Raw genomic sequence first — 25,819 nt, 5'->3', positions numbered from 1 at the left:
TCTCCTAAAGGATCGCGACGTCGACGTGCTCGAGCAGTGCGATGGCATCGGGGACCAGCGCCGCGACCGAGTAATAGCTGGTGATCAGGTAGCTGGCGATGGCATGTTCGTCGACACCCATGAAACGGACGCTGATGCCGGTGTCGTATTCGTCGGGTAATCCGGACCGGTGCAATCCGATGACTCCCTGGTCTTCGGCGCCGGTGCGCATGGCGATGATCGATGAACTCTGGGTGTCGGTAATCGGAATCTTTTCACAGGGAAAGAAGGGGATGCCAGCCCAGGCGGTGACGGGTCGGCCATGGACGCGAACGGTTTCCGGCACGAGCCCGCGTCGGTTGCATTCGCGACGGAACGCCGCGATGGCTCGGGGGTGGCCGAACAGAAGATCGGTGCTTCGGCACATGGACAGCAGCGCGTCGATGTCGTCCGGTGTCGGTGGACCGGACCGGGTGGAGATGCGCTGGTCGTAGTCGGTGGCGTGGAGCAGTCCGAAATCGCGATTGTTGACGAGTTCCCATTCGCCGCGTTCTCGTATCTCCTCGAGGGTGAGCCGGAGTTGCTCGTCGAATTGACTCATCGGATCGTTGTAGATATCGAGTACGCGCGTGTGGATGCGCAATATCGACTGTGCCAGAGACAGTTCGTATTCGCGAGGAGGGAGATCATAGTCGACGAACGTTCCGGGCACCGGGGGTTCACCTCGGTGGCCGGAGGCGACACCGATCACCGCTTCGCCTTTGGCATTGACCCGCATGGTGGCGTTGGTCATGAACTCGGTGATGTGTTCCCGGAGATCGGCGTTGGCCTCGAATATGTCCAGAAATCCGTCCCAAGGGATGGTGACCACGGTCCCGGCGGTGCTCGCGCGCACTGTGGCCGACCAGAACGGTTCGGATTGAAGGAGTGCCTCATCTCCGAGATGATCACCGTCGGTGAGGATCCCGACCACATGGGGGACTCCGTACGAGTCGGCCGCAAGGCGCTCGAGTCGGCCGTGAACGACCGCCAGCGCGAACCGCACCGGTTGTCCTTGCTCGACCAGCACTTCACCGACGGTGACGGCGCGGGGACGGCATCGTTCGGCGAGCTGTCGCAGCACATCCAGATTCCGGTAGCCGTGCAGGACCGGGATTTCGGTCAACGACTCGGGAATGACCTGGATATTGTCGGCACCGGACTCCGCAAAGCCGACGCGGCCGCGGGAACGCCGCAGTACCCGCCGCCGATTGACACGATAGACGCCGCCGGGAACTTCGACCCACGGCAATTGGTCGAGCAACCAGCGATCGGTGATGCCCGCCGATTGCGGCCGTGTCTTGGTGGTGGTGGCCAGATTTCGGGCCGCTGCGGTTTGTAGCGAACGGACAAGGGTCTGTCCGGTAGTGTCGATGGGCGGTTCGGCCCGCGTTGTGGTCATGGCAGCCTCACTGTGTCGGGTGCGGTCTCGCGGTTCGGATGGGGGATGGTCGTTTCGATGTGGTCGGCCGGGGCGCCGGGCTCGAGGACCGTGCGATCGGGGTCGAGGGCAATGGTGCCGCCCCGCAATCCATTCCAGCCGTACCCGCTGCCGTGGTAGCGAGGTGTCTCCAGCGACCAGCGCAGGTTGCCCGCACAGAGCGAATTCAATGTGGTCAGGTACAGCTGTAGGTGTGGCAGTGGCAGGTAGCGTCGCCGCAGGGTCGCGCACGCGTCTGCCAGTTCCGCGTCGGCGCGGCGAATGAGTTCGCCGGTGATATTCAGCGCGGTCTGCACTTGCTGATCGTGGGTGTGGATCAGAACCGCCACGATGTTGAACAGATCTCCTTGCGTGTATTCCTTGCGGAAGGAGAGCAGGTCGTTGACCAGCAGAGCGTGCATGAGGGTCGCGCGCTGCGCCCGCTCGAGGTCGGGGTCGGTGTGTATCAGTGGGGACAGGTCGAGGCCGTGCACGTACTCTCCGGCCGCCAGCAGCGGCCGGAATCCGAAACTGAGTCGCCGGATGTCGAGGTAGGTGTCGAAGTCGGGCAGGATGCCTCGGTCGATGTAGTCGTGCTCGGCGAGGATGCCGCGGAAGCAGTCTTGCCACCCCTGCTGGTAGCGGCGGAAGACCTGCTCGGGCATGTCGTCCCGCAGCGTTGCCCAGATGTCGGCGAACGCGGGCCCGTAGGGGTGATCGGCGACCCAATCGGCGGCGATCCCGTCGAAGGCGGCGTGCCGCAGCATGGCGAGGTCGTCCACCTCGAACATCAACGAGGTCATGCACGAGGAGTGCACGACACGACCGGGAAGACCGGTCGGATAGATCAGCGACTCGAAGTACGCGTAGCGCTGTTCGAAGAAGCGCGACATGGCCGCCGCGTCGGTGAAGGGGAGGAAACGACGGACCCAGGCCGCGTTCTGCTCGTAGATCGTGGGGTAGTCGGGGTTGACGCGGGCCGGGGTGCGGCACATCGGTTCCGGGATACGGAAGCGACGATGGCGTCGGATCGGCTCCGGGTCGACGGGGCATTCGCCGACGCAGCTGGCGTCGTTGCAACACGGCTGTGTGATCACATAAGCCACGGTTCGCCTCCCCGTGAGTCAGACCGTGCCGCCACGGCGGCTGCGGTTGATGGGTATTGCTTCGGTTGGGGGATCGTCGATCAGTGCTATGGCTTCGTCGAGCAGCGCGTCGACGATGCGGTCCTCGGAAACGGTGCGAATGACCTTGCCTTTCACGAAGATCTGCCCTTTGCCGTTTCCGGAGGACACGCCCAGGTCGGCTTCGCGGGCTTCGCCGGGCCCGTTGACCACGCACCCCATGACCGCGATCCGCAGTGGGTGGGGGAAGTCTTCGAAGGCGGCTTCGACGCGGGCGGCGAGCCGGTGGATGTCGACCTGGACGCGTCCGCAGCCCGGGCAGGACACGATTTCCAGTGCGCGCGGGCGCAATCCCAGTGACTGCAGGATGTGGTTGCCCACTTTGACTTGTTCGACCGGTGGTGCCGAGATCGATACCCGGATGGTGTCGCCTATGCCGTCGGCGAGCAGAATCGCAATGGCCGCAGCCGATTTAATGGTGCCCTGCAGCAAGGGACCGGCTTCGGTGACACCGAGATGGATCGGATAGTCGCAGCGCCCGGCCAGCAGCCGGTTGGCGGCGATCATGGTTCGCGGATCGTGGTGTTTCACTGCGATTTTGAGGTCGCCGAATCCGTGTTCCTCGAACAGCGCGGCCTCGTGCAGAGCCGATTCCACCAGCGCCTGCGCGGTCGGTGCGCCATGCCGTTCGAGCACGCGCGGGTCCAGGGACCCGGCGTTGACCCCGACCCGGATCGGCACGTGCGCGGCCGTGGCGGCTCGAGCGATCTCGGCGATACGGTCGTCGAATTGCTTGATGTTGCCAGGGTTCACGCGCACCGCGGCGCACCCGGCATCGATGGCGGCGAAAACGTAGCGCGGCTGGAAGTGGATGTCGGCGATCACCGGCAGCGGTGATTTCGCGACGATCGCCGCCAGCGCGGCCGCATCGTCCGGGGTCGGGACGGCGACACGGACGATATCGCAACCCGCGGCGGTGATCTCCGCGATTTGTTGCAGGGTGGCGTCGATGTCGGCGGTGCGGGTGGTGGTCATGGTCTGTACCGAGATCGGCGCACCGCCACCGACGGGCACCGAGCCGATGTGCAGCCGCCGCGACACGCGACGAGGGGATAGGGCGAGCGCGGGCTTGGGGGGACTGATGGTCACGACGGGTCCTCCTGTTCGTGCACGAGTTCGTGGTAGGCCGACAACACGGATTCGGCGATCCCCGGTCCGGTCAGGCCCGCCTCGGCGAGGATCGCGGCACGGCCACCGTGAGCGAGGAACCGGTGTGCCAGACCGAGTCCGCGGACGGGGATGCGGGCGCCGGTGTCGGTGAGCGCACGCTGTAGGGCGGTAGCGACGCCGCCCGCCACGGTGTTGTCCTCGGCGACCACGATCAGCTGATAGCGCAGGCAGGCACCGATCAGTAGATCCGACACCGGTAGCACCCAGCGCGGATCGATGACGGTCACGCCGAGGTCGTGCTCGCCCAGTCGCCGCGCCGCCTGGACACACTCACCTGCCAAGGGCCCGACGCCTACCAGCAGGACATCCCGGCGCCGGTCGCGGTGGAGCACATCGATACCCTGAAGTCGTTCCAGCGCAGCGGTATCCGGGCCGACGGATGCCTTCGGAAACCGCACGGCGGTCGGGCCGCTACCGTCGGCAACGGCCTCGCCCAACAGCTCCCGCAGGCTGGTCGCATCACGCGGTGCGGCGACACGCAGACCTGGGACCGCGTTGAGCAGGGTGAGGTCCCACATTCCGTGGTGGCTGGGTCCGTCCGGGCCGGTGACACCGGCGCGATCGAGGACGAAGGTGACCGGCAGCCGGTGCAGGGCCACGTCGAGCAGGACCTGGTCGAAGGCACGATTGAGGAAGGTCGAATAGACCGCCACCACCGGATGCATTCCCGCGGTGGCCAGCCCGGCCGCACTGGCCACCGCGTGCTGCTCGGCGATCCCGACATCGAAGCAGCGCTGGGGGAATCGCTGCGCGAATCGGACGAGCCCGGTCGGGCCGGGCATCGCGGCAGTGATAGCCACGACATCGGTCCGGCGGCTGCCGAGTTCGACCAGGACGTCGGCGAACACCTCCGTCCACGCCCGCGGCGGCGGGCGGGTATCAGGTGCCTTCCGGGCTCCTGTGGTGTGCATGCGCTCGGGATCCGCGCACGCCGGGGGATAGCCCTGACCCTTTATCGTGACGACATGCACGACGACCGGCCGCCGCATAGCGTGTGCTCGGCGTAGCGCGGCCTCGAGCGCGGTGAAGTCGTGCCCGTCCACCGGCCCGAGGTAGTTGAGCCCGAGATGCTCGAACACGGTGGACAGTGCCGGTGCCGCCGGACCTGTGGGCCGGTCGGTGCGCAGGCGATGCAGGTGAGCGGCCAGCGCGCCCGCTGTCGGCGAGTAGGAGTGCCCATTGTCGTTGAGGACGACGATCACCGGACGCTGCGGCGCGGCGCCGATGTTGTTGAGCGCCTCGAACGCCAGACCGCCGGTGAGGGCTCCGTCGCCGACGACTGCGACGACCGCGCGATCGTGTTCCTCTTGCAGGGCACAGGCTTTGGCGATCCCGTCGGCGTAGCTGAGCGCGGTCGAGGCATGGCTGTTCTCGATGACGTCATGCCGCGATTCGTGCCGGTTCGGGTATCCGGACAGACCGCCGGGCTGACGCAGGCTGCGGGCGAACGATCGCCCACGCCCGGTCAGGATCTTGTGTACATAGGTCTGGTGACCGGTGTCGAACAAGAGGATGTCGCGTGGTGAGTCGAAGACGCGGTGCAGAGCGATCGTGAGCTCCACTACGCCCAGGTTGGGGCCGAGATGCCCACCCATCCTCAGCACGGTCTCCAACAGCAGCGCCCGGATCGCGGCGGCCAGCTGCGGCAGCTGATCGATCGGCAGCAGCTGCAGCTCCTCGGGTGAGCTGACGAGTGGCAACAGCGACCGATTGCTGTCGGCCCGAACGGTTTCGGCGGTCTGCGGTGCGGAGGTGGTCATGATTGTCTCCTCACCGCTGACGGTGGCGCGAAGGCGATGTGCTCCACGGCGGTGACAACTTCTTCGACGGTGAGCGGGCCGCGTCGGCGCAACTCGTCGATTACCTCGGTCACGAGCGCGGCCGGTGCCGATGCGCCAGCCGACAACCCGATAATCGCGGCATCCTCGATCCACGCGCCGTCGAGTGCGGCGGCGTCATCGATGAGATACGCCGGGATGCCGTGGCGCCGGGCCACATCGACCATCCGCTGCGAGTTGGACGAGTTCGCCGAACCCACCACCAGGACGACATCACTACGGGCGGCGACGGCCTCCACCGCTCGCTGGCGATTGGTACTCGCGTAGCAGATATCATCGGTCGCCGGGCCACGCAGATGCGGGAAACGGTGCCGCAGAGCGGTTATCGTCGCCTCGGTCTCCTCGAGCGAGAGAGTCGTCTGCGTCAGATACGACACCTTGTGCTCGTCGGGCACCTCCAATGCGGTTGCCCCGGCGGGACTGTCGATGATGACCGTCGCGTCCGGGGCTTCCCCGAAGGTGCCTTCGACTTCCTCGTGCCCGGCGTGCCCGATCAGGACTATGGTGTCGCCACGCTTGTCGAAGCGGCGGGCCTCGGTGTGCACCTTGGTGACCAGCGGGCAGGTGGCATCGACGACGGTCAAGTCACGTTCGCGTGCCTGCGCTCGCACGGCGGGCGAGACGCCGTGCGCGGAGAAGACCACCGTGGCACCGGCGGGCACGTCGTCGAGGTCGTCGACGAACACCGCGCCACGCGCGGACAGGCGGTCGACGACGTGGGTGTTGTGGACGATCTGTTTGCGGACATAGACCGGTGCACACCGGCCCGGTGCGTCCAAGAGTCTTTCGACGGTGTCGATCGCCCGCTCCACACCGGCACACAACGACCGAGGCGCGGCCAGCAGTACCGTTCGATGTCTGAACATCATCGGCCCCAGCACGATTCGGCGGATTATCGGCGCGGGGCGGCGACGTTGACGTGCTCCATGAGCCCGATCGCGTCGGGTACCAGGATCGCCACCGAGAAGTACGCGGTGACCAGGTAGGACATGATGGCGTGCTCGTCGACACCCATGAACCGCACATTCAGGCCGGGCTCGACCTGGTCGGGAAGAACGCAGGGCCGCAAACCGACCACGCCTTGGTTGTCCTCACCGGTGCGCATGGCGATGATCGAGGATGTCTGGGTGTCGCTGACCGGGATCTTGGGCAACGGATACAACGGCACTCCGCGCCAGCACACCAGTCTTCTGCCACCGACATCGGTCGTCTGCGGGACGAGTCCGCGATTGTTGCATTCGCGGCCGAACGCCGCGATGGCCTTCGGGTGCGCGAACAACAGGTTGGTGCCGCGCCGCATGGCCAGCAGCTCATCCATGTCGTCGGGCGTCGGCGGCCCGAAATGAGCGGCAATGCGCTGGTCGTAGGCGGCGTTGTGGAGCAGGCCGAACTCACGGTTGTTGACCAGCTCCCACTCCTGCATCTCGCGGATCTCCTCGATCGTCAGCCGCAGTTGCTGTTCGACCTGGTTCATCGGATCGTTGAACAGATCCGCCACCCGGGTGTGCACCCGCAGAACGGTTTGCGCCAACGACAATTCGTACTCGCGAGGACTCAGCTCATAGTCCACGAAGGTGCTGGGGATCTGCGGCTCGCCCTCGTGCCCGGAAGCAAGATCGATGACCGCCTCACCCTTGGAGTTGATCCGCCGGTTCGCATTCGACAGGAATGTCGCCAGGTGTTCGCGCAGGCCCGGTGACTGCTCTTGCAGTTCGAGGTAACCGCTCCACGGCAACACCAGCAGCGTGCCCGGCGTGGCCGCCCGGACACTGGCGGTCCACAGCGGATCGGACTGCATCAGGGCTTCGTCACCGAGATGGTCGCCGTCGGTCAACACCCCGAGCAACTCGGGATCGCCGTAGCTGCCGGTCGTGATCCGCTCGAGGCGGCCGTGCGCGACCAAATACATTTCCTGAACCGGCTGCCCCTCTTCGACAATCACGTCACCGGCGGCGAACTCACGGGGCTCGAGCATCCGTGCGACCCGATTCAGCACCTCCATGTCCTCGTAGCCATGCAGAATCGGGATCTCACTCAGCGTTTCCGGGACGACCTGGACATCGGCTCCGGTATGGACGAACGAGACCCGCCCCCGCCCGCGCCGCAGCGTGAGCCGACGGTTGACCCGATAGGTGCCCGAAGACACAGCCACCCACGGCAACTCGCGCAACAGCCAGCGCGAGGTGACACCGGCCATCTGCGGCGGAGTTTTGGTGGTCGTCGCGAGATTGCGTGCCGCCCTGGTGCTGAGCGAGAGCTGCACGGCCTGCTCCGGAGAGATGCCGGGTTGCTGGGAAGAGATCTGTGCGGTCATGATAATGCACTTTCAGTCGAGGAATCGGATGTCTTCTCATCGGTCGAAGGGAATGGTTGACATGCACGATGTTTGGTGGCGCCTCACAGATTTCGATGCGCGACGAGCCGAGCCAGCACCCGCAGATCGGCGCTCGCCAGCTGCGCGGGAAGGCAATCCAGGGCGCTTTTCATCCGGCGCTCGGCCTCCTGCCGCGTCCACGAGCGGCCACCGGCCGATTCGATCAGTTCCGCGGCCCGAGCGATCTGCGCGGCGGACAACGAATGCGGTTGGGAGTACAACTGTTTCAGCTCCACCGCGGCTGCCGTGCCCGACCGCAGCGCAGCCACCACCGGCACCGTGTACGTGCGCCGGGCCAGATCCCCGGCGGGCTTACCGCTGACATTCGGATCGCCCCAAATGCCGATCAGATCGTCGACGAGCTGAAAGGCCATACCGAGCTCGCGACCGAACCGATCCATCGCCGCCACGGCCGGTTCGTCAGCGCCGGCGCACAGGGCTCCCAGCGCGCAGCAACAGCCCATCAGGGCTCCGGTCTTACCCATCGCGATACGTTCGCACTCGCCGATCGCAGGCTCACGCTCTTGCGCGATCGAGCAGTCTTCGTGCTGTCCGCGGCAGAGCTCGATCACCGTTGATTCGAGTCGATCGACCGCCGGACCGACCACCGTGGCGGGAAGCCGCGACGCCAGCACTTCGGCAGCCACTGCGTGCAGGGCATCGCCGAGCAGGACAGCATCGGACACCCCCCAGACACTCCAGACGGTCGGCCGCCCCCGGCGCGTGGTGTCACCGTCCATCACATCGTCATGAATCAGGGTGAAGTTGTGGATCAATTCGGCCGCGACCGCAGCGGGTGCGGCCGAGTCCGCCGCGCCCCCGCACGCGGTGCAGGCACAAATCGCCAGCGCCGGCCGCACCAACTTCCCCGCACTCATCCGGGCAGGCTCGCCACGCACATCCAGCCAGCCGAGATGATAGCCAGCCATTTGTCTCAAAGGCTCCGGCAACAAATCGACCGCAATCCGCAAACCGGGGTCCACGATTTCCCGGGAATTAGCAAGGATCTCGGAAGGTCTATGAGCCGGTGGAATGGAAATGATTGCTGCGCTTGCATTCATCGTAATCTTCTTCCCGCAGAAGGCACCCCAGGAAAGGTGGCGACCAAGGCGGCCGCGGCAGCTACGTTTTGGTTACTGTTGGGCCTTGCTGGGCATCACGGCATCGATAAGCCTCCACGGTCACCGCAACTGCATTACCATGGTTTCTACCGAAAGTTGCTGGGGCCGAACCGACTGGTTGTGTACACCGTTGGTCTGGTTGTGCAGGAAGTCGGTTCGAATCGTTAGCGGGCGTTGCGATAGCCTCTCGGGGAGGGCCGATGGCGATCGTGGTCGATACCGATACAGTCGAACAGGGATACCGGGCCGAGCTGGTCGCCGCGGCCATTCTGCACACCACGGCACCCGCGCATATCGTGCTCACCGATGCGGAGCCCGCCGTGAGCGGTCGAATCGAGGCGTGGCGGTTCGGTAGTGCCGATCTGAGCGATATCCGGACCGGTGGATACCGAGTGGCGCGCACGCGGCGACAGGTGAGGGTCTCACCGGCATCGGACTTGATGTTGATCGTCTCACCGATCAGCACTATCCGGTGGATGCAAGAGGACGATCAACGGCGGATCGAGCCCGGACAGCTCTATGTTGCCGACCTCAATCGGCCCTTCGAGGCCGACTGGCGCGGCGGTGAAGTCCTCACGTTACAGGTTCCCCTCGACTCGCTCGGCGTCTCGATGGAAACCATCCGTCGGGCTATGGGACCGCTGTCGGCAAGTCCGATCCAGTCGGTGGTTGCCAAGAATATCGAGCTCATGATCCGTTCGGCCAATGCCCTCGAAACCGATCCCGGCGCACCCGAACTCGGCGAAGCCTGCACGGATCTGGTCCGGGCCCTGCTCACCTCCGACGCAGCCCGCCACGGTGACGGGACACCCCTGCCCGCCGACACGCTGCTCCTTCAGATTCGCGACTATATCGATCGGCACCTCGACGATCCGAACCTCAATCCGAACCAGATCGCACGCGAGCACCACATCTCTATCCGCTACTTGTACAAGCTGTGTGCCGACGCGAATCTCAGTCTGCACCAACGGATCATCGAACAACGGCTACTCCGTATCCGCCGCGAGCTTTCAAACCCACGCCACCAACACCGAACCATCACGGTCATCGCTCAGCAGTACGGATTCCGCGACCCCTCACACTTCTCCCGCCGCTTCCGCGCCGCCTTCGGCATGACCCCACACGAATGGCGCGACGCCGCGCAGGGCGTCACCCTGTGAGCGCGAGCGCGCCGTTCTTCGTTCCGGCCACGTTCGATTGTTCATGTTTTCCTTCGTAGTTCGCGCTTGAGGATCTTGCCGCTCTGGTTGCGGGGTAGCTCCTCGGTGAAGACGATCCGCTTGGGGACCTTGTAGGGGGCCAATTGCCGTCGTGTGTGGTCGAGCAGTTGCGTTTCCGATACTTCGGCGGCCGGTTCGAGGACGACGAACGCGGTGACCGCCTCGATCCATTTCGGGTCGGGTAGGCCGACCACCGCGACCTCGGCGACCGATTCATGGTGGTAGACGGCGTCTTCCACTTCGCGGGAGGAGACCAGGACGCCGCCGGTGTTGATCACGTCCTTGATGCGGTCGACCACCGTGAGGTAGCCCTGTGGATCCTGGGTGACGAGGTCGCCGGAATGGAACCAGCCGCCGTCGAAGGCATCGGCCGTCGCGGTGGGGTTGTTCCAGTAGCCGGTGCACAGTTGCGGCGAGCGGTACACGGCCTCGCCGGGTACCCCGGCGGGCACGTCTCGTCCGTCGGGGTCGACGACCCGTATTTCGACGAACAGTACGGGTCTGCCGCACGAGGACGGCCGGTCGTCGTGGTCCTCGGGTCTCAGGACCGTTGCGAGAGGACCGATTTCGGACTGCCCGAAGCAGTTGTAGAACCCTGTCCCGGGCAGCTGTTCCCGGAGGCGGGACAACACCGGTTCCGGCATGACGGAGGCGCCGTACTGGGCCTTACGCAGCGACGACAGGTCCCGGCGCCGCAGGTCGGGGTGGGTCGCCAGTGTCGCCCAGACCGTGGGCGCGAGGAACAGCGATCCGATCCGGTCGGTCTCGACCCGCCGCAGCACCTCGGTGACGTCGGGGCTCTCCAGCAGCTGCACGGTGGCACCCACCGCGAGATATGGCATCGCGAAAACATGCATTCCCGCCGAATGATAGAGCGGCATACAGATCAGCGGGTTGTCGTGCTCGGTGAAGTCCAGCGCGACGAGGCACGACAGATATTCGTGCAGCAGCGCGCGGTGAGTCATCATGGCGGCCTTGGGTTTCGACGTGGTGCCCGAGGTGTACAGCAGCTGCACCAATTCGTCGTCGGGTACCACGGGGGTCGACTTCGGGACCGGCCCCGCCGCTGCGGCGGCCAGCAACGAGGACGCGGTATCGCGCAGCAACACCACCTCGACGCCGGGTATCGAGTTCTCGACGGCCCGGACCTCGGGCAGCAGCTGCGGATCGACCAGTACCGCGGTGCTGCCGGAATCCACCAGCAGATGGATCAGCTCGTCACCGGTCAGTGCGTAGTTGACCGGCACATGGATCAAGCCCGCTCGGGCGCACGCCAGAAATCCGATGAGATAGGCGTCGGAATTACGACCGTACGCCGCGATGCGATCACCCGGTTTCAGCTCCCGCGCCGCGAACCAGGCCGAGACTCGGCTCACGGCGTCGTCGAGTTCTCGATAGGTCCAGCGCCGGTCGGCGAAATGAACGGCGACCCGGTCCGGGTCGCGCCGTGCGGATCGGCGCAGCAGGCCGTCGAGGGTGCTGCCGCGAGGTTCGAGCGTCGTCATCGCTCAGCCCAGGTAGATGGTCTGGTGCTGAACATAATTCGCGAAGCCCTCGGCCGAGAACTCCCGTCCGACCCCGCTGTGTTTGAAGCCGCCGAACGGCCCGGCCGGATCCGGGGTGTAGCCGTTGATGCCGATCGTGCCGGTCCGCACGCGGCGGGCAACGGCCGCGGCGTGGTCGGCGTCGGCGGACCACACGGTGCCACCCAGGCCGTACTCGGAATCGTTGGCGATCCGGATGGCATTGTCTTCGTCCTCGTACGGAATCACCACGAGCACCGGCCCGAAGATCTCCTCCCGGGCAATGGCGTGACCGTTGTCGACGTCGGCGAACACGGTGGGGTGGACGAAGAATCCGGCGCGATCGGGTCGGCCGCCACCGGCGACCAGGCGCCCACCCGATGCCTTCCCGGCCGCTATATAGCTTTCGACCCGAGCGCGCTGCTCGGCGGTGACCATCGGCCCGATCATGGTTCCCGGATCCAGTGGGTCACCGATCGACGCACCGGTCGCCAAACCGGCGATCAGGTCGACGATTTCGTCGTAGCGCCGCCGCGGCGCCAGGATGCGCGAGCTGAGAAAGCAGGTCTGCCCGTTGTTCAAAAATATTGCGCCGAACAGGGATTCGATCGAATCCTGGAGCTGTGCGTCGTCCAGCACGATCGCCGCCGACTTCCCGCCCAGCTCCAGGGTGACCGGGCGCAACAGGTCACCGCACGTCCGTGCGATCTCGCGCCCCACCGCGGTGGATCCGGTGAACGCCACCTTGCCGACATCGGGATGCGACACCAGGTACCGGCCGACGACTGGGCCGCCGGGCACGATATTGACAACGCCGTCCGGAATGCCTGCCGCATCGAGGCATTCGGCCAGAATGATGGAGTCCAGCACCGTCTGCGGCGCCGGTTTGACCACCACGCTGCATCCGGCCGCGAGCGCGGGAGCGTATTTCATCGCCGCCAGTGTCTGCGGGTAGTTCCACGGGACGATGGCCGTGACCGCGCCGAGTGGTAGCTGCCGGACCTCGACCCGGCCGCCCAGCAGCCCCGCGCGCACAACCGAAGTCGGTGTGGTCCGAATCAGATCGGAATAGTATCGCAGCAGCAGCGGCGGGAAATTCGCCTCCAGGACATTCGCCAAGGTGATGGGCATACCGTTCTGCCGGGCGACGGCCGCCGCGATCTCTCCGGCACGGTTCTCGAACGCCTCGGCCAGCCGCTCCAGCGCCGCGGCGCGACGCACGGGCTCCCACTCCGACCAGCCGTCCGGATCGTCGAACGCCGTGCGCGCCGCGGCGACGGCCACCTCCGCGTCCCGCACACCGGCCACGGCCACCTCGGCGATCTTCTCCTCGGTCGCGGGATTGACGATGTCGGCGGTCGTGGCATCGATCGGATCGGTCCACCGACCGCCGATGAACAACCGCGGGTGCTCCGAGACGGTCTCGATTGCGGTCATGGAACCCTCCTGATGAATTCGTAACGGATTTATGCCCCGGGGGCGGGGGCGATGGCGTCGAAGAGGTTGGGCAGGCCGGCGGCGTATCGGCGGTCGTCGTCGGCGCGTATTCCCTCGAGGAGTTTCGGCGGCGAGTAGTCCGGTAGCCAGCAGCGGTCCTCGCGGGCGCCGGACTGGTCGAGAATGCCGTTGACGGCCCTGCGGGCAGTCTCCATCGCAGACTCCTGAGAATCGACCGAGGTCGAATTGCGGACGGCGCCACCGGCGAGGAACAGGTTCGGGATTTTCCGGATGGGATCGGGTCTGGGTCGACGCCCGGCGTTTCCGAGCGCGTCTCCGGCTCGGGTGTCGGTGACCGTCCATCCGGTGTCGGTCCAGTTCAGCGTCGTATGTGGCGTCCAGCCCACGAAGTTGCCCGGACGGAAGGCATCCCTCATGCCCGCGTAGCGGCTGAGGTATTCCCTCAGTTCGTCGATGGTCTGCTCGCGGGTCAATTGCAGCAGTGGTTTGCCGTAGAGGAGTCCGGGCACGGAGAACAGGGAGGTGGAGAAGATCTCGATATCCAGGGCGGCGCCCGCCTGGCCGGATCCGTACTGGCGCAGGTCCCGCTGCCAGAGGGCGTTCATACCGCCGAGGAACAGATACCACCCGTCCTCGGGTGCGATGAAACCCGCGGTGATGTCGAGCTCACGGAAGAACAACTGGAATCCGGTCTCGTATGCGGGCACCACATTCCATGCGTCCCGGAGCCCGTCGTCGGCGGCGAGCAGGTCGGGGGTGAACACGTTCTGCATCCGGTCGCCCGGTATCGCGACAACGAAATAGTCGGCGTCCACGGTGATCGTGCGCCCGGCCGGGTCCCGCACGGTGGCGCTGGTGATCCGCCCCTGGTCGAGATTCAACCGGGTCAGCGTGTGGCCGAGGTGAAACGACGCGCCGTGGGATTCCAGGTAGCGGGCCCACGGATCGAACCACACCTCGGTTTCCGGGCCGTCGAAACAGAGGCCCGCCGGAATCATCGACGACGCTTGCGTATTGAGGCCCCAATAGTAGCCGGGCCTGCCCTCGGCCAGCCGAAACAACGGATCGACGAAGAAGCTCTTGAGGGCGTTCGCCGACCCGCCCTGGTCCTTGGCGTCGCTGCCGAGGCTGTGCTCGATGGCCCACGGTAGCCAGGCGCCGTTCGGTGACATCCGGTCGGTGCGGAAGAACTCCCGCAGGGTCATGCTGTCGAGCTGGCCTGCGCATCGATTCGGTCCCGAGGTCACCCAGGCGGCGAACTTGCTGGCCAGCAGCGCCATATCGGTGGGCGGATAATTTCCGAGCTGGGAAATCGCCTGCGCGAAATACTCGGGATACTTCTCGATCGGCATGGTGGCAAATGCGGCCGGAGTCAGCGGCAGCGGCACCGTCATCCGGGTGTAGCCCACGGTCAACGGGGCTCGCTGGCCCTGGTTTCCCGCTGGGATGTTCGGATTCTTCGGAATCGCGGCCAGGTGGTCGAATACGGTGCCCTGTCCGTCGGGTATCCGTTTCAGGGTGTCGGGCACGATCGCGTAGCCGGGTAGGACGAAGTGCTCGGCACTCATCTCGAATGGATTGGGGGAGGTGCCCAGCGGATGCGTGTAGGCGCGGACCATGCCGCCGAGTCGCTCGTTCTTGTCGTAGAGCGTGACCCGAAATCCCCGTTCCGCCAGCTCGTGCGCCGCGGCCATTCCGCCCGGCCCGCCACCGAACACCGCCACGCGCCGCCCCCGGGCCGGATCCGCCGCCGACCGCCCGGGTCCCAGCAGCGCCGACACCGGACCCAGGGTCGCGGCCGCGGCGATCCCGGTCAGCACCTGGCGACGGGTCGCCACCGTCTTTCGATCGTCGTGCACGTCATTTCCCCTGCAGCTTCAGTTTGTAATAACCCCATCGGAAGTGCTCATAGGTGCCGAACGACCCCGGAACGGTATGAACGGGCATTTCCGTTCCATCCAGCAGGCCGCCGGACACGTAGTCGGTGGAGTCCGGATAGAAAGTCTTCTCCATCTGCACCGGCTGACCGGGCGCGCATTTCACCGTGATCCGCGACGGGATGGTATGCGGTGTGAACGGCGGCGTCAGTTGTCCGGCGATCGGCCTGCCCTCCCGGTAGTCGCCGAACTCCAGAGTTGTTTTCGAACAGATTCGCGTCCCGGACGGTCGGGCATCGATCAGCGGCCCCGAATACCGGCCGTCGTTGTTCATGATTCCGTAGAATTCACTCGCCCCGCCGTCGGGTTCCATGACCGGCGCATATTCCCAGCCTCCCCAGGACTTCGTGGGGCTCAGCACGCTGTCCGCGACGCTGCTGATCATCCGCATCCGCCAGTACCCTGCCCGCCATCCGGTGATGTCGATTCGACGGCCGTTCAGATTTATGTAGCCATTGGCGCGGCTGTTGAGCACGATTTCGTCCATCAGGGAATCGGTGCCGGGATCGCCGCCCACCTTGATCAGGCCGTGTGGTCCCGCGACCGGCTGGGTCACCGTGAACGCGGCACTCGACACCGGCGAGTCGGCCTTGACACTCCAGCTGTTCGCCGCCGCGTCGTAGTCGAAATTCAGATTCGGGCTGCGGAGCCCGGGTTTGCCATCGGCGACCGCGACATCCGGCCACCCCGAAACCGGCAGACCATCCTTGAACGAGAGTATTCCGTTCATGAACGGAAACTGCGGCTGTTGGTCGTAGGACAACTGCGCGATTCCCCATACGACCGGGCCGCCCTTGCCGACCGCCCGCGCACCCCAGAATGGCTCGCCCTCCAGCAGAACGATCATCCGCTGTGGATTCTGCGGATCCTTCAGCCACCACCACGATATCCCGATGTCGCCGAACTCGTTCTTTTCCAATCCGGAATCGTCCGGGGTGGCGACACGCACGGGGTAGTCGTCGGGATTCGTGTCATAGCTGGTCGGTTCCCAGTTCCGCAGGTCCGGTGCCGCACCGGCGGGCGCCGGTACTGACAGCGCCGTCGCTGTCAGAAACAGCGCTGCGAGGATGCCCACACGCGATCGCGCCCGCGGCTCTGTCGGAACCTGGCCTGCATCGTTGATTCGCCAGATCATGCGCTACTCCAATACTGAGGTATTTCGAATGGGGCAAAGCTACATTCGGACGCGGAACAGCGGCTGTAACGAATATGGACACCGGTCCCGCCCCGCAACCATCAGTCGTTGTGTAGCGGATAATGCAGGATGAGGGCCCCGCCCGTCGCATAGTTCGGAACATCGGCGGTCAGTTGCCTACCGACAGCGGAGTCCAGCGCTTCTTGCATCACCTCCGCCGACTCGAAATCAGCCGCCCAGATCGCGAAATAGGGACTCTCCCGGGCGAGGCCGGTCACCGCCAGGCTATAGGTCATGGCGCGCAAATTCGGCAGGCGACGAGCCAGTGGCAGATGTTTCTCTTCGTAGTAGGTTCTGAAGTGATCGGGATCCACCGGAGGGGGATACAGCACAGTCAATCGGTACATGGTCGCTCCTCGAACTCGAATTGTCGGCGCCCGCACCGGAAAGCGTGTCATATCCTCGAGCCGGTGCCGTGTTCACTTTGTGGACACCGGCGGCACAATGCCGTAGCGGCGGATGGACCGATACAACGTGGTTCGGCTGATGCCCAGGCGAGCGGCGGCCATGAGCTTGTTTCCCCCTGCCGCATGCAGCGCGTCGACGATGGCGTCGTGTTCGGCGCGTTCGATCGGGGTGAGTTTCTGTGCGCGGCTGCGATAGCGCTCCGGTAGGTCACGTACGGTCACATCACCGACGCGCCGGGTATTCACCACGTGGCGGACGACAGCCCGCAGTTCGGTGAGGTTTCCCGGCAGGGGCTGGCCCGCGAGGGTCTCCAATGCCGCCGCGGTCCAGCGGAGTTCGCGCGGCGCGCCGAGGTCTGCCGTCATCGCGAGAACCAAGCCGGGGATTTCCTGCGGGCGAGATCGCAAGGGCGCCAGGTCTATTCGGTGCACACAGCGGGCGATCAGACTCGACTGCTCGACATCGAGGTGATCGGCGTGGGAGCTGGTCAGGATCGCCCGCGCCCGGCTGGTGTCGAGCGCGGATGCGAGTGCGCGGGCGAGTGGGGCGGTGAGCAGATGGATCGCCTCCACGACCACGACGTCCGCGGTCGACAGCCCGGCCGCCACCTGTGCGGGCCACTCCGCGTGCCGGGGAAGAGCGCTGTCGGCGGCGTCGAACCATGCCACCCGGGCGGCGGAGCCGACGAGATCGCGGACCGTGCGGGTTCGCCCGGACCCGCAATCACCACACACGGCGACATGACCGTCGGCGAGCCGGTTGCCGCTGGGCGGTGCGATCGGCGACCGATCGAACACGAACAGCGCACCGCCCGCGACCTGCCGAACCACCGTCCCCACATCGCGCCCCGAGCTCAACCGAACAGACATCCGGTCGCCCACTCGCGACGAGGCCCCCGCGATCCCCCGCAATACCGCATGATCGGCCGGTTCGAGCAGGTCGATCGCGGCATTGTTGGCGACGAACAGGTCACCGCCGACGGCCGCGACGGCGGCGCCACGGTCCTGCACCAGCGTCGACTGGAACGCGCTCAGCAACTGTCTCTCGGTGATTCGGGTGTCGGAAACCAGGCGCTCCTCGATCCTGGAGACGGCCGACCGGATGAACGGAGCCAGCAGCGGACTCGATTCCGCCGCCGCGCACGTGATGTCGAGGACACCCTCGAGGCGGCGCGTGGCCGGGTGCACGATCGGGTGGCCGTAGCAGCTGAATTGCTTGAGTTCCTCGATATAGTGCTCGCCACCGTGCACCGCCACCCCGGCGCCGACCTCGACCGCGGTCGCCAGCGAGTTCGTGCCGATCACGTTCTCCTCCAGGCGACGCCCCGCGATCAGCCCGAGACGTTCGAGCCGGTTCCGGGTGGCGGTGTCCCCGCTGCGCAGGTCGACCAGCCGCAGGTCCCGATCGGCGAGGACGGTCACGAAGTCGGTATCCCGCAGTGCCGCACCGATTTCGTCGAGGACGGGCGCGGCCGCCCGCAACAGGCGGCTGTCCGGGTCGACCTCGCCCAGACCCGCGCTGTGCACCGGCATGCCGGGATCCAGGCCCGCCACCCGAGCGCGCTGCCACGATGCGGCGATCACCGGCCGCAGCGGCGTTTGCTCCATACCCATCGAACACTCCTCGGCCGACACCCCTTCTCGATGCCCACGAGTGCACGTCTCCCACTTCCGGGCAATCCACACCGATCAGGGGCCCCGAGAGCAAATGTAAGTGAGTCACAATGTAACGGTAAACTCGCGACGAGCCGACAGTTTCCCGAAAGTTGCCCGAGTCCGCCTCGAGCGGTGTCCAGTTTTGGAACACCAGGCTTGGGCGATGATCAGCCATCGGCCGGGACAGTACCGCGCGCCCGCTTGGCAATATCGACCTCGCCGGTGGGTTCGCGCGCGACCTCGAGTCGGTTGTGTGGTTGTGCGAGCCGTTCCCCAGCTGTATTCACAGCCATCCTGCGCGCCGTTCGTCGTAGTTGTCGACGCGTTCGATACGGTGGCCGTCGGCCGAGAAGTAGGTGGTGCCGCCGCATGCCAGTGTCCTGAACAGCACGGCCTGTTCGGACAGGCCCGCCGTCAGCGGGAAGTGCGAACCGAGAGCGGGAATCGGTCTTCGGGCCATCGCTTGCCATAGTTTGGCGATCCGCCGGTCGGTGTATCTCGTTATCTTCAGGGCTTCAGCGCCGTCAGAGATGTAGAGCAGCAACGCCAATGGGTCCGCGTCGACATCGGGTACGAACAGCGGAGCAGTGCGTAGCGTCTCGCCCCGGGAGAGCACAGTGGGCAGATCCTCGACGATCACCGGTGTATCGATCCCGATCAGGCGGCGGGCGGAATCCACTGCCGCCCTGTGTTCGTCGTTATCGAGGTCCAGGTCGAACACGACCAATGTCCGCAGTGGCACACCGGTCAGCACGCTCTCGACAGCGGCGTCGAGTTGTTCCAGGCTGGTGGCCAGGATGCGTGGTGCCGTGTCGGCCAGGATGGAGTTCCGCTCGCGTCGCGGGATGCCGGTCGGTACCGGAACGCAGACCAGACCGAGGCGGACACACGCCAAGTCGACGGTCGTGTAATCGACGCTGGTGGAGCCGAGCACGGTCACGACGTCCCCGGGGTGCAACCGATAGGCGAAATCGTGGTGCCACACGCTCGCGACGGCGCTCGCCCGCCGCCACAATTCGCGATAGGTAACGATGGTTTTGAACTGCTGCAGCAGGCGCCGGCTGCAGCGGCCCGAGTCATCGATCGCTGTCTCGATGGCGCGCTGCACGAGAGCGGGCCGACTCGCATAGCCGTCCATGACCGTTTCAACGAGTTGCCCGAGCCGCAGACCGGGCGACACAAAATCCTCTTCCTCCAGCAACATAGTCTAATCTCCTAGCGACATAATCGAATCTCTTAGGTGTAACGGTGCGAGAGTATTGCTCGACCGGCGTTGCGGCGGGCATCATTTCGGAATGTCCGCGCTGAGGGGGATGTTCACCCAGCTGGGGGCGTTGGGGTCGAGTCGGAGATGCTGTGGTTTGAGCTGCGAGTCGATCAGCATCGGTAGGACTGGCAAACCTCTCGGGAAGTTGCTGGCGTATACGTCCACGCGTAACCGGTGGCCGGGTTGCAATACGGCTTCGGTGGGGGTCAGCGCGATATCGAGGGTTACCGGTTGGCCGGGGACGGTCTGCTGGCGCCGGTTGAGATCGATGTAGTAGGAGGGTTCGGTGTAGTCGCCGTTCGGTGATTTCTTGCTGTTGGATTCATCTATTTGGCGCAGCGAGCTCACCAGTTGGCCGGTCGCGAGCTCGCGGGACCACCCGTCGGGTGCGACGTCGTTGACCGTGGCGACCCAGTAGCCGTCGAGTGCCTCGTGAACCGTGTTCAGGTGCAGGTTGATCGGCCCGGATATTGTCGTCGGGACGGCGACCGGGTTGGCGGTGAAGGTGAGGCCGTTGGCTTCCCAGATTCGGGAATCCTCCGTGCAGGCAACGATGATGGAGGACCCTCCGGCCGAGATACGGGCGGTGTCGCGGGAGCAGAAACTGAGCACGCCCGGCGAGACGGTGAGGTCATTGACGTCGGATTGCCTTGGTTCACTGGATAATCCGCCGTCGTACAGTGATGTCTGCGTGGTGCCGGAGCGGGTGTCGTCGAGGTAGACGCGCCGGTAGGTGACCTCGTTGCGCGGGAACTGCGGTGCGGCGCCCCAGTTACCGCCCTGTTGTTTGAAGGTGAGCGGGTTGTATCGGTCGATGCCGTTGTCAATCCCTTTGAGCCACTTGTCGAACCACGCCCGTTGCAACACGTCCAACCGTGGCGGCATGCCCGGTTTGCCGAATCCCGCCACGCCCGAGCCGATATGGTATCCGTCGCCCATGATGAGTTTCTTCTGTTCCGGAGGCAGTGGCATGGCGTTGAACGTGTCGGTCGGGGTGGTTCCGAATTCGTCGAACCAGGAGCCCACCATGAACGTGGGAGTGGTGACCTTGGTGACATCGACCTTCAGGCCGCGGCGGAATTCCGAGTCGGGATCGAAGACGGCTCTGGTCTCCGGGGTGAACTGACCGGTTGACAGGGCGGTCCAGGCGTTGGCCACGACGCCGAGTTTGGTGGCCGGATCGGCCAGGCGGTCCTTCAGCCACTGCAATTCCTGCGCCGGATCGAATCGTCCCGCGATGATCGCTTCGACGTCGGGCGCCATCTTGTACAGGTTGACCGTGAGCAGCCAGAACGCCAGGAACCCCAGCCCGATACCGCCCCCCGGGGCGAGGAGGTCGTCGACGATATCGTCGCTTCCTTCGTAGGCGAAGACCGCCTCGAGTCCCGGCGGGTTCCGGTCGGCGGCCTGCAGCGCCGTTATCGCGGTGAACGAGAGGCCCATGGTTCCGACATTTCCGTTGCTCCACGGCTGCCGGGTGATCCAATCGATCAGCTCCCTGTTGTCCTGGCGTTCCCGCTCACCGAAGACCTGCCATTTCCCCTCCGAGGTGCCCAGCCCTCGTATGTCGACTTCGACCAGGGTATAGCCTGCTTTCACCAGATCCCAGTCTTGAATAATGGCTTGCACGACTCCGGAGTCGAGTTGGCGGGTCAAGTCGGTGATGCCGTCGAGGCCGGAACCGGGAAAATTCAGCGACGCAATCCATGGGAAGAGGACCTGTTCGACACCCGGAATCTTCACCAATATCTGGGCGAGGTTCATCACGAGTTTGCTGTAGCCTTGTGTCACCAGAATTACCGGCGTCTTTTCCTCGACAGGGTGGCCATTTTTGGATGGACGCAGGATATCGGCCTTCAGTACTGTGCCATCGCTCATCGTGATCGGAACGGCCAGATCCGGGATGATGCCGTCGTACGGCTGCGGGCCATCGACGGCCGCGGTCCACGCCCGGGCGAGATCGCCACCATCTATCCCGGTGAACCCACCTTCCGGTGCGCCCTCGGCAACCGGTGTCACCAGCGGTGCGCAGAGCAGTGTGCTGACGATTATCGCACCGATGCCGAGGGGCGATACGGCCTTTCGACCGCGCCGCCCGAAAGACCGGATTCGGTATCCACCGATCGGTCTCGTGCCTATGCCCCATACGAATAGTCTTCTTTTCATCGATGCTTTCCTCAAGGAGCTTCTACAGTTTTCAGGACTACCGCACTGCCACTGATCTTTCATCGATTGCAACTCGGTTCTTCGGCCCGCGCTGAGGCGCCGTCGTGCCGGACAGGTGCGCTGTGCGGGGTGTTGGTTTGTTCTGGCGGCTCAGTGGTGAGTTCGGCTGCGTCGGTTGTCTGCGATGGTTCGGCGTCGGTCGCCCAGCCGAGTAGTAGTGAGGAACCGGCCGCCGGGCGCCAGGGCAGGAACAACGCCACCACGAGCGCGCAGAGGACCACGGCGGCGACGGTCGCGTAGGAGGCGACCTGAACGCCGTCGAGCAGGGCTGCTTTCATCGCGTGGATCAGCTCGTGTTTGCGGGTGTCGAACAGTGGGCTGAGGGGCTGTTTCTGGATTTGGAGGACGGTCAGCACGGATTCGCGGGCATAGCCCTTCTGCGTTTGCGTCATCACGCTGTCCGGGATGGCGTCGACCAAGGGGGAGACCTTGGGGGTGTAGACGGAGGAGACGATGGAGCCGAGAATGGCGACCCCGAGCGCGCCGCCGATCTCGCGAGTGGTGTCGTTGAGCGCGGATCCGGCACCGGCCTGATCCGGGGGCACCGAGGACATGATGGATTCGGTGGCGGGCCCTTGCACGAGGGCGAAACCGAAGCCGAACAGCATCATCGAGACCACGACGATGCCGAGGTATGGGGAGTCGACGGTGACCCGCCCGGCGAGGAACATGCCCGCGCCGAGGACGAGCAGGCCGACCACGAGGATGGCGGTGGTGCCGAGTCGCTGGGCGATGAGTGTGGCGGCTGGGGCGAAGAGCACGACCGACAGGGCGAAGGGCAGGGAATGCACGCCGTATTGCAGTGGCGTGTATTCGCGCACGCCTTGGAAGTATTGGGTGATCAGGAACAGGAATCCGAACAGGCTGAAGTAGCCGACGGTGATCGCGAGCGCCGGGAAGGCGAACCGCCGGATCCGCAGCAGCGCGACATCGAATACCGGTGCGGGGTGGTGCAATTCCCACCACACGAAGCCCGCGAGCAGGACCGCGGCGGCGGCGTAGCCGAGCAGGCTGGGCACCGACAGCCAGCCGTGGTTGGGGGCCTCGATAATGGTCCACACCAAGGTCGTGACGCCGAGCAGCGACAGCGCGGCCCCGACCACGTCGAGCCCGCCGACCCGCGCTGCCCGTGATTCCGGCACCAGCACGACGGTGCCGACGAGTACCAGCAGCGCGATCGGGATGTTCATCCAGAACACGGCATGCCAGGAAAAATGGTCCAGCAGCCATCCGCCGGCGACGGGTCCGATACCGACCGCGAAACCGGCCATCCCGGCCCAGGTGGCGATGGCGGCGCCGCGCGTCTTGGCTTCCGGGAACAGGTTGGTGATCAGTGCCAGGGTCGCCGGGAACACCGCCGCCGCGAAAACACCCATGGCCGCGCGGGCGGCGAGCACCTGCCCGAGATTTGTGGCCAACGCACCACCGAGCGACATCACCGCGACCCCGGCCAGGCCGATCATCATGACCTTGCGTCGCCCGAACCGGTCGCCGAGGTATCCACAGGCCAGCAGGAAGCCGGAGAAGGTGAGCGTGTAGGCGTCGACGACCCATTGCAGTCCGCTGAAGCCGACATTCAGCTGCACCCCCAGTGACGGCAGGGCCACATTCACGACGGTGTTGTCGAGCAGCACCAGCAATTCGGCCAGACAAATAATGGCCAAGGCGGCAAGGCGCCGGAGCAAGGCACGCCGATCCGGAGCGAGGACGGGCGGAAATACGCTTGCGATAACAGACATGGCGTTCTCGTTTCCTGGAGCAGCGGCGTACTCGGCAGCGTGGGCGCGCACGATCAGCCGCCGGGCCGCGGTGGAATGGAAATGGCGGGAGCCGATCGGCGCTAGGGGATGTAGATGTCGAGCTGGGGCACAGTGACCTACATCACATCTAGCTGAGTTTAAATATGCGATCCAGGCTAAATGGTTGAGTCCTGATTGTCAACTCAGGCGGCTTGGGTTCATGTACCCGACTGCCCCGTGTTCAGCAGTGGGGCAACTACTCCCGGTTCGGCGCGCACACTCGACCTCGCCGGGTCGCCATGCGGGCAAAGGATGCGAAGTCGGGCACGAATGGTCGTCTTACCGATTGATCGTCGGCGACACTCGAGGGAATCGAAATCCAACTGTATTTCGGCATACTTCTTCTACATACCGAAATAGAGTTACACCCCCTCGGTGCACCGTGATCTATATCACTGAATACTCAGCTCTGCATTTGTAATACGATAGGTCGAATTCTCGATTTCGATGTCGAAATGCGGCCGTTGGGCATCACTGCTGACCGTGCAGCTAGTAGTGGTAGGCGATCTTTTCGAGTACAGGCAGTGCGGCGGTCAGCTGATCGAACTCTGTGGGCGTCAGTCGTTCGTTCAGGGCGCGGGACAGGTATTCGTCTCGGGGGAGCAGGGCGCCGCGTGCTCGGGCTCGACCGGTCTCGGTGAGGCCGAAGTTCACTCGGCGGGTATCGCGGGTGTCGCGGACCCCGGTGACGAGCCCGCGGTCGCGCAGGGTGCTGACGATGTTGCGCACGGTCTGCGGACGCAGGCCTTCGATGTGCGCCAGGTCGACCGCCGTGATCGGACCCGATCGCTGCACGCGCCCCAGGATCGCGGCTTCCGCGGGTGGGAGTGCGTGTTCCCCCGCGTCTTTCCGGGCCCGGCGCGCCAAGACGCCGGTCACGTCCCGCAACCGTGTCGCGATATGGGAAACGGCCACCGGATCCAGCAACGTGTCCCCGGGCTCGGGTGTGGTGAATGCTTCTGGCTCGAATCCGGTCGTGAGCGCGACCGTAGTCGATACCGTTGCCTTCGATGGCGACGTCGTGATGTGGTTCATGGTTTCGTCACTCCTTGCGTGGGATCGGTTGGCCAACAGCATGATTCGGTTCATCGGCCTCGAGACCGTCGCGTTGCCCGGGTAGGGCGACATTCACGACGCGGCTGGGCGTGCCCATTCGACACGGCATCGGACCCGTTTTCTGCGGAATCCTGGCGCGTGGCCGGAGAAAGTGTCAGGCGGCGATATGCAGACCGGGCGGGCGACCGAACAGGAAGTTTCCGCTGATGCCGGAACCTGGGCTGCCGGAGGTGTATGCGGCGAGCATGGGCATAGCGATGAACCTCCAGGAGGCATCAGAACGCTGAGTTTTCTTTCGAAATGTAGAGTAACCACACCTGAGTTGCGAAGTCAAACCCTGATATCGGCGACGTGCGTTCGAAGGCCGGGACTGCTACAACGATGCAGACCGGGGGCGAATGCGGAAACGGATCCTCACGGCCACGCGGGGGAGCCTGCGGCCGTGTCGGCGCGGTCGTGCCGCGGCGCGAATGATGGGCTCAGCGCGCGAGCCGGGCGCCGGGGCCGGGTGCCAGCTCGATGTCGCGGGCGTGGACGGGTCCGTGTCCGGCCGCGCAGCGCAGTTCGACTCCGACGTGTTCTCCGCAGTCGCGGTGGCTGATCAGCACCGGGGGGCCGACCGGATCCGCGGTCCAGCGGTCTCCCCACTGCATGAGGGCGACGAGCACCGGGAACAGTTCCACCCCCTTGCGGGTCAGCCGGTATTCGGTCCGCGGGCGGCTACCGGGCTCCCGGTAGGACTCGGGACGCAGAAGGCCCTCGTCGACAAGGGTTTTCAGCCGGGCGCTGAGGATGTTGCGGGCGCATCCGAGCGCGCGCTGGAACTCGTCGAACCGGCGCACGCCGTAGAAGGACTCCCGCAGCACCAGCAGGGTCCATTTCTCGCCGACGATGTCGAGCGTGTTGCGGATCGAGCAGTTGCCGATGTAGTCGAAGCGATCGGGGTTCAC

At 65.2% G+C, this 25,819-nt stretch carries 19 protein-coding genes; 1 reads left to right on the top strand and 18 read right to left on the bottom strand.

The genetic code is table 11. The annotated features are described in order from the left end of the window. Window positions 1-4: 4 nt before the first annotated feature. The 7 genes from HPY32_RS45905 to HPY32_RS36720 form a co-directional block, all read right to left on the bottom strand. Window positions 5-1,420 carry a family 2B encapsulin nanocompartment shell protein gene (locus HPY32_RS45905; RefSeq protein ID WP_067588699.1) on the bottom strand — a complete coding sequence of 472 codons (1,416 nt, stop codon included), beginning with the start codon at window positions 1,418-1,420 and terminating at the stop codon, window positions 5-7. After that, the gene (locus HPY32_RS36745; protein WP_067588701.1) at window positions 1,417-2,433 is read right to left on the bottom strand and encodes a terpene synthase family protein; all 1,017 of its coding nucleotides are present in this window, start codon (window positions 2,431-2,433) and stop codon (window positions 1,417-1,419) included. Before HPY32_RS36745 ends, HPY32_RS45905 begins: the two co-directional genes overlap by 4 nt. A gap of 129 nt (window positions 2,434-2,562) precedes the next feature. Then, on the bottom strand, window positions 2,563-3,711 hold the full coding sequence (gene ispG / locus HPY32_RS36740; protein WP_067588703.1) for a flavodoxin-dependent (E)-4-hydroxy-3-methylbut-2-enyl-diphosphate synthase: 1,149 nt from the start codon (window positions 3,709-3,711) through the stop codon (window positions 2,563-2,565). Beyond that, window positions 3,708-5,495: a 1-deoxy-D-xylulose-5-phosphate synthase gene (locus tag HPY32_RS36735; RefSeq protein ID WP_373686721.1), complete on the bottom strand. Its 1,788-nt coding sequence runs from the start codon at window positions 5,493-5,495 to the stop codon at window positions 3,708-3,710. The genes ispG and HPY32_RS36735 overlap by 4 nt, the downstream gene beginning before the upstream one ends. Window positions 5,496-5,548: 53 nt before the next feature. Beyond that, window positions 5,549-6,499 carry a 4-hydroxy-3-methylbut-2-enyl diphosphate reductase gene (gene ispH / locus HPY32_RS36730; RefSeq protein WP_067588707.1) on the bottom strand — a complete coding sequence of 317 codons (951 nt, stop codon included), beginning with the start codon at window positions 6,497-6,499 and terminating at the stop codon, window positions 5,549-5,551. Window positions 6,500-6,522: 23 nt separating this feature from the next. After that, window positions 6,523-7,944, bottom strand: coding sequence for a family 2B encapsulin nanocompartment shell protein (locus HPY32_RS36725; RefSeq protein ID WP_067588709.1), 1,422 nt, complete (start codon window positions 7,942-7,944; stop codon window positions 6,523-6,525). A gap of 83 nt (window positions 7,945-8,027) precedes the next feature. Further along, window positions 8,028-9,065 carry a polyprenyl synthetase family protein gene (locus HPY32_RS36720; RefSeq protein ID WP_067588711.1) on the bottom strand — a complete coding sequence of 346 codons (1,038 nt, stop codon included), beginning with the start codon at window positions 9,063-9,065 and terminating at the stop codon, window positions 8,028-8,030. A gap of 260 nt (window positions 9,066-9,325) precedes the next feature. Between HPY32_RS36720 and HPY32_RS36715 the strand changes: the two genes are divergently transcribed. Beyond that, window positions 9,326-10,285 (top strand): helix-turn-helix domain-containing protein, encoded by a 960-nt coding sequence (locus HPY32_RS36715; RefSeq protein WP_067588713.1) that lies wholly within the window; start codon window positions 9,326-9,328, stop codon window positions 10,283-10,285. A 41-nt stretch (window positions 10,286-10,326) separates the two neighbouring features. Here HPY32_RS36715 and HPY32_RS36710 read toward each other — a convergent pair whose 3' ends face one another. From HPY32_RS36710 to HPY32_RS36660, 11 genes are all read right to left on the bottom strand, one after another. After that, window positions 10,327-11,850: a fatty acyl-CoA synthetase gene (locus HPY32_RS36710; RefSeq protein WP_067588715.1), complete on the bottom strand. Its 1,524-nt coding sequence runs from the start codon at window positions 11,848-11,850 to the stop codon at window positions 10,327-10,329. Between the two features lie 3 nt (window positions 11,851-11,853). After that, window positions 11,854-13,305, bottom strand: coding sequence for an aldehyde dehydrogenase (locus tag HPY32_RS36705; protein ID WP_067588717.1), 1,452 nt, complete (start codon window positions 13,303-13,305; stop codon window positions 11,854-11,856). A gap of 29 nt (window positions 13,306-13,334) precedes the next feature. Further along, the gene (locus tag HPY32_RS36700) at window positions 13,335-15,185 is read right to left on the bottom strand and encodes an FAD-dependent oxidoreductase (protein ID WP_082871425.1); all 1,851 of its coding nucleotides are present in this window, start codon (window positions 15,183-15,185) and stop codon (window positions 13,335-13,337) included. Window position 15,186: 1 nt separating this feature from the next. Next, window positions 15,187-16,338: a hypothetical protein gene (locus HPY32_RS36695; protein WP_156674489.1), complete on the bottom strand. Its 1,152-nt coding sequence runs from the start codon at window positions 16,336-16,338 to the stop codon at window positions 15,187-15,189. Between the two features lie 161 nt (window positions 16,339-16,499). Beyond that, a complete protein-coding gene (locus HPY32_RS36690; RefSeq protein WP_067588719.1) occupies window positions 16,500-16,805 on the bottom strand; it encodes an EthD family reductase in 306 nt (101 codons plus the stop codon). A 72-nt stretch (window positions 16,806-16,877) separates the two neighbouring features. Beyond that, complete coding sequence (locus HPY32_RS36685; protein ID WP_082871427.1) at window positions 16,878-18,479, bottom strand: sigma-54-dependent Fis family transcriptional regulator; 1,602 nt, start codon at window positions 18,477-18,479, stop codon at window positions 16,878-16,880. Window positions 18,480-18,804: 325 nt separating this feature from the next. Then, entirely contained in the window at window positions 18,805-19,725 is a 921-nt protein-coding gene (locus HPY32_RS36680; RefSeq protein ID WP_067588723.1) for an AMP-binding protein, read from the bottom strand. An 81-nt stretch (window positions 19,726-19,806) separates the two neighbouring features. Further along, window positions 19,807-22,017, bottom strand: coding sequence for a CocE/NonD family hydrolase (locus HPY32_RS36675; protein ID WP_231951654.1), 2,211 nt, complete (start codon window positions 22,015-22,017; stop codon window positions 19,807-19,809). Beyond that, window positions 22,014-23,753: an MFS transporter gene (locus HPY32_RS36670; RefSeq protein ID WP_082871429.1), complete on the bottom strand. Its 1,740-nt coding sequence runs from the start codon at window positions 23,751-23,753 to the stop codon at window positions 22,014-22,016. Before HPY32_RS36670 ends, HPY32_RS36675 begins: the two co-directional genes overlap by 4 nt. 549 nt (window positions 23,754-24,302) lie before the next feature. Next, on the bottom strand, window positions 24,303-24,848 hold the full coding sequence (locus HPY32_RS36665; RefSeq protein WP_171983245.1) for a MarR family winged helix-turn-helix transcriptional regulator: 546 nt from the start codon (window positions 24,846-24,848) through the stop codon (window positions 24,303-24,305). A gap of 500 nt (window positions 24,849-25,348) precedes the next feature. Next, the gene (locus HPY32_RS36660; protein WP_067588729.1) at window positions 25,349-25,819 is read right to left on the bottom strand and encodes a winged helix-turn-helix transcriptional regulator; all 471 of its coding nucleotides are present in this window, start codon (window positions 25,817-25,819) and stop codon (window positions 25,349-25,351) included.

The sequence above is a fragment of the Nocardia terpenica genome (assembly GCF_013186535.1).
GTDB classification, from domain to species: Bacteria; Actinomycetota; Actinomycetes; order Mycobacteriales; family Mycobacteriaceae; genus Nocardia; species Nocardia terpenica.
The sequence above is the reverse complement of the archived record's forward strand: the minus strand, read 5'-3'. Positions and strand labels throughout refer to the sequence as shown.

Excerpts from the sequence above, each read along its gene's own strand:
- HPY32_RS36675 (WP_231951654.1), bottom strand. The coding sequence starts at position 22,017 with ATGAAAGATCAGTGGCAGTGCGGTAGTCCTGAAAACTGTAGAAGCTCC.
- HPY32_RS36680 (WP_067588723.1), bottom strand. The coding sequence starts at position 19,725 with ATGTTGCTGGAGGAAGAGGATTTTGTGTCGCCCGGTCTGCGGCTCGGG.
- HPY32_RS36725 (WP_067588709.1), bottom strand. The coding sequence starts at position 7,944 with ATGACCGCACAGATCTCTTCCCAGCAACCCGGCATCTCTCCGGAGCAG.
- ispH (WP_067588707.1), bottom strand. The coding sequence starts at position 6,499 with ATGATGTTCAGACATCGAACGGTACTGCTGGCCGCGCCTCGGTCGTTG.
- HPY32_RS36670 (WP_082871429.1), bottom strand. The coding sequence starts at position 23,753 with ATGTCTGTTATCGCAAGCGTATTTCCGCCCGTCCTCGCTCCGGATCGG.
- HPY32_RS36665 (WP_171983245.1), bottom strand. The coding sequence starts at position 24,848 with ATGAACCACATCACGACGTCGCCATCGAAGGCAACGGTATCGACTACG.
- HPY32_RS36715 (WP_067588713.1), top strand. The coding sequence starts at position 9,326 with ATGGCGATCGTGGTCGATACCGATACAGTCGAACAGGGATACCGGGCC.
- HPY32_RS36705 (WP_067588717.1), bottom strand. The coding sequence starts at position 13,305 with ATGACCGCAATCGAGACCGTCTCGGAGCACCCGCGGTTGTTCATCGGC.
- HPY32_RS36710 (WP_067588715.1), bottom strand. The coding sequence starts at position 11,850 with ATGACGACGCTCGAACCTCGCGGCAGCACCCTCGACGGCCTGCTGCGC.
- HPY32_RS36685 (WP_082871427.1), bottom strand. The coding sequence starts at position 18,479 with ATGGGTATGGAGCAAACGCCGCTGCGGCCGGTGATCGCCGCATCGTGG.
- HPY32_RS36690 (WP_067588719.1), bottom strand. The coding sequence starts at position 16,805 with ATGTACCGATTGACTGTGCTGTATCCCCCTCCGGTGGATCCCGATCAC.
- HPY32_RS45905 (WP_067588699.1), bottom strand. The coding sequence starts at position 1,420 with ATGACCACAACGCGGGCCGAACCGCCCATCGACACTACCGGACAGACC.
- HPY32_RS36745 (WP_067588701.1), bottom strand. The coding sequence starts at position 2,433 with ATGTGCCGCACCCCGGCCCGCGTCAACCCCGACTACCCCACGATCTAC.
- HPY32_RS36720 (WP_067588711.1), bottom strand. The coding sequence starts at position 9,065 with ATGAATGCAAGCGCAGCAATCATTTCCATTCCACCGGCTCATAGACCT.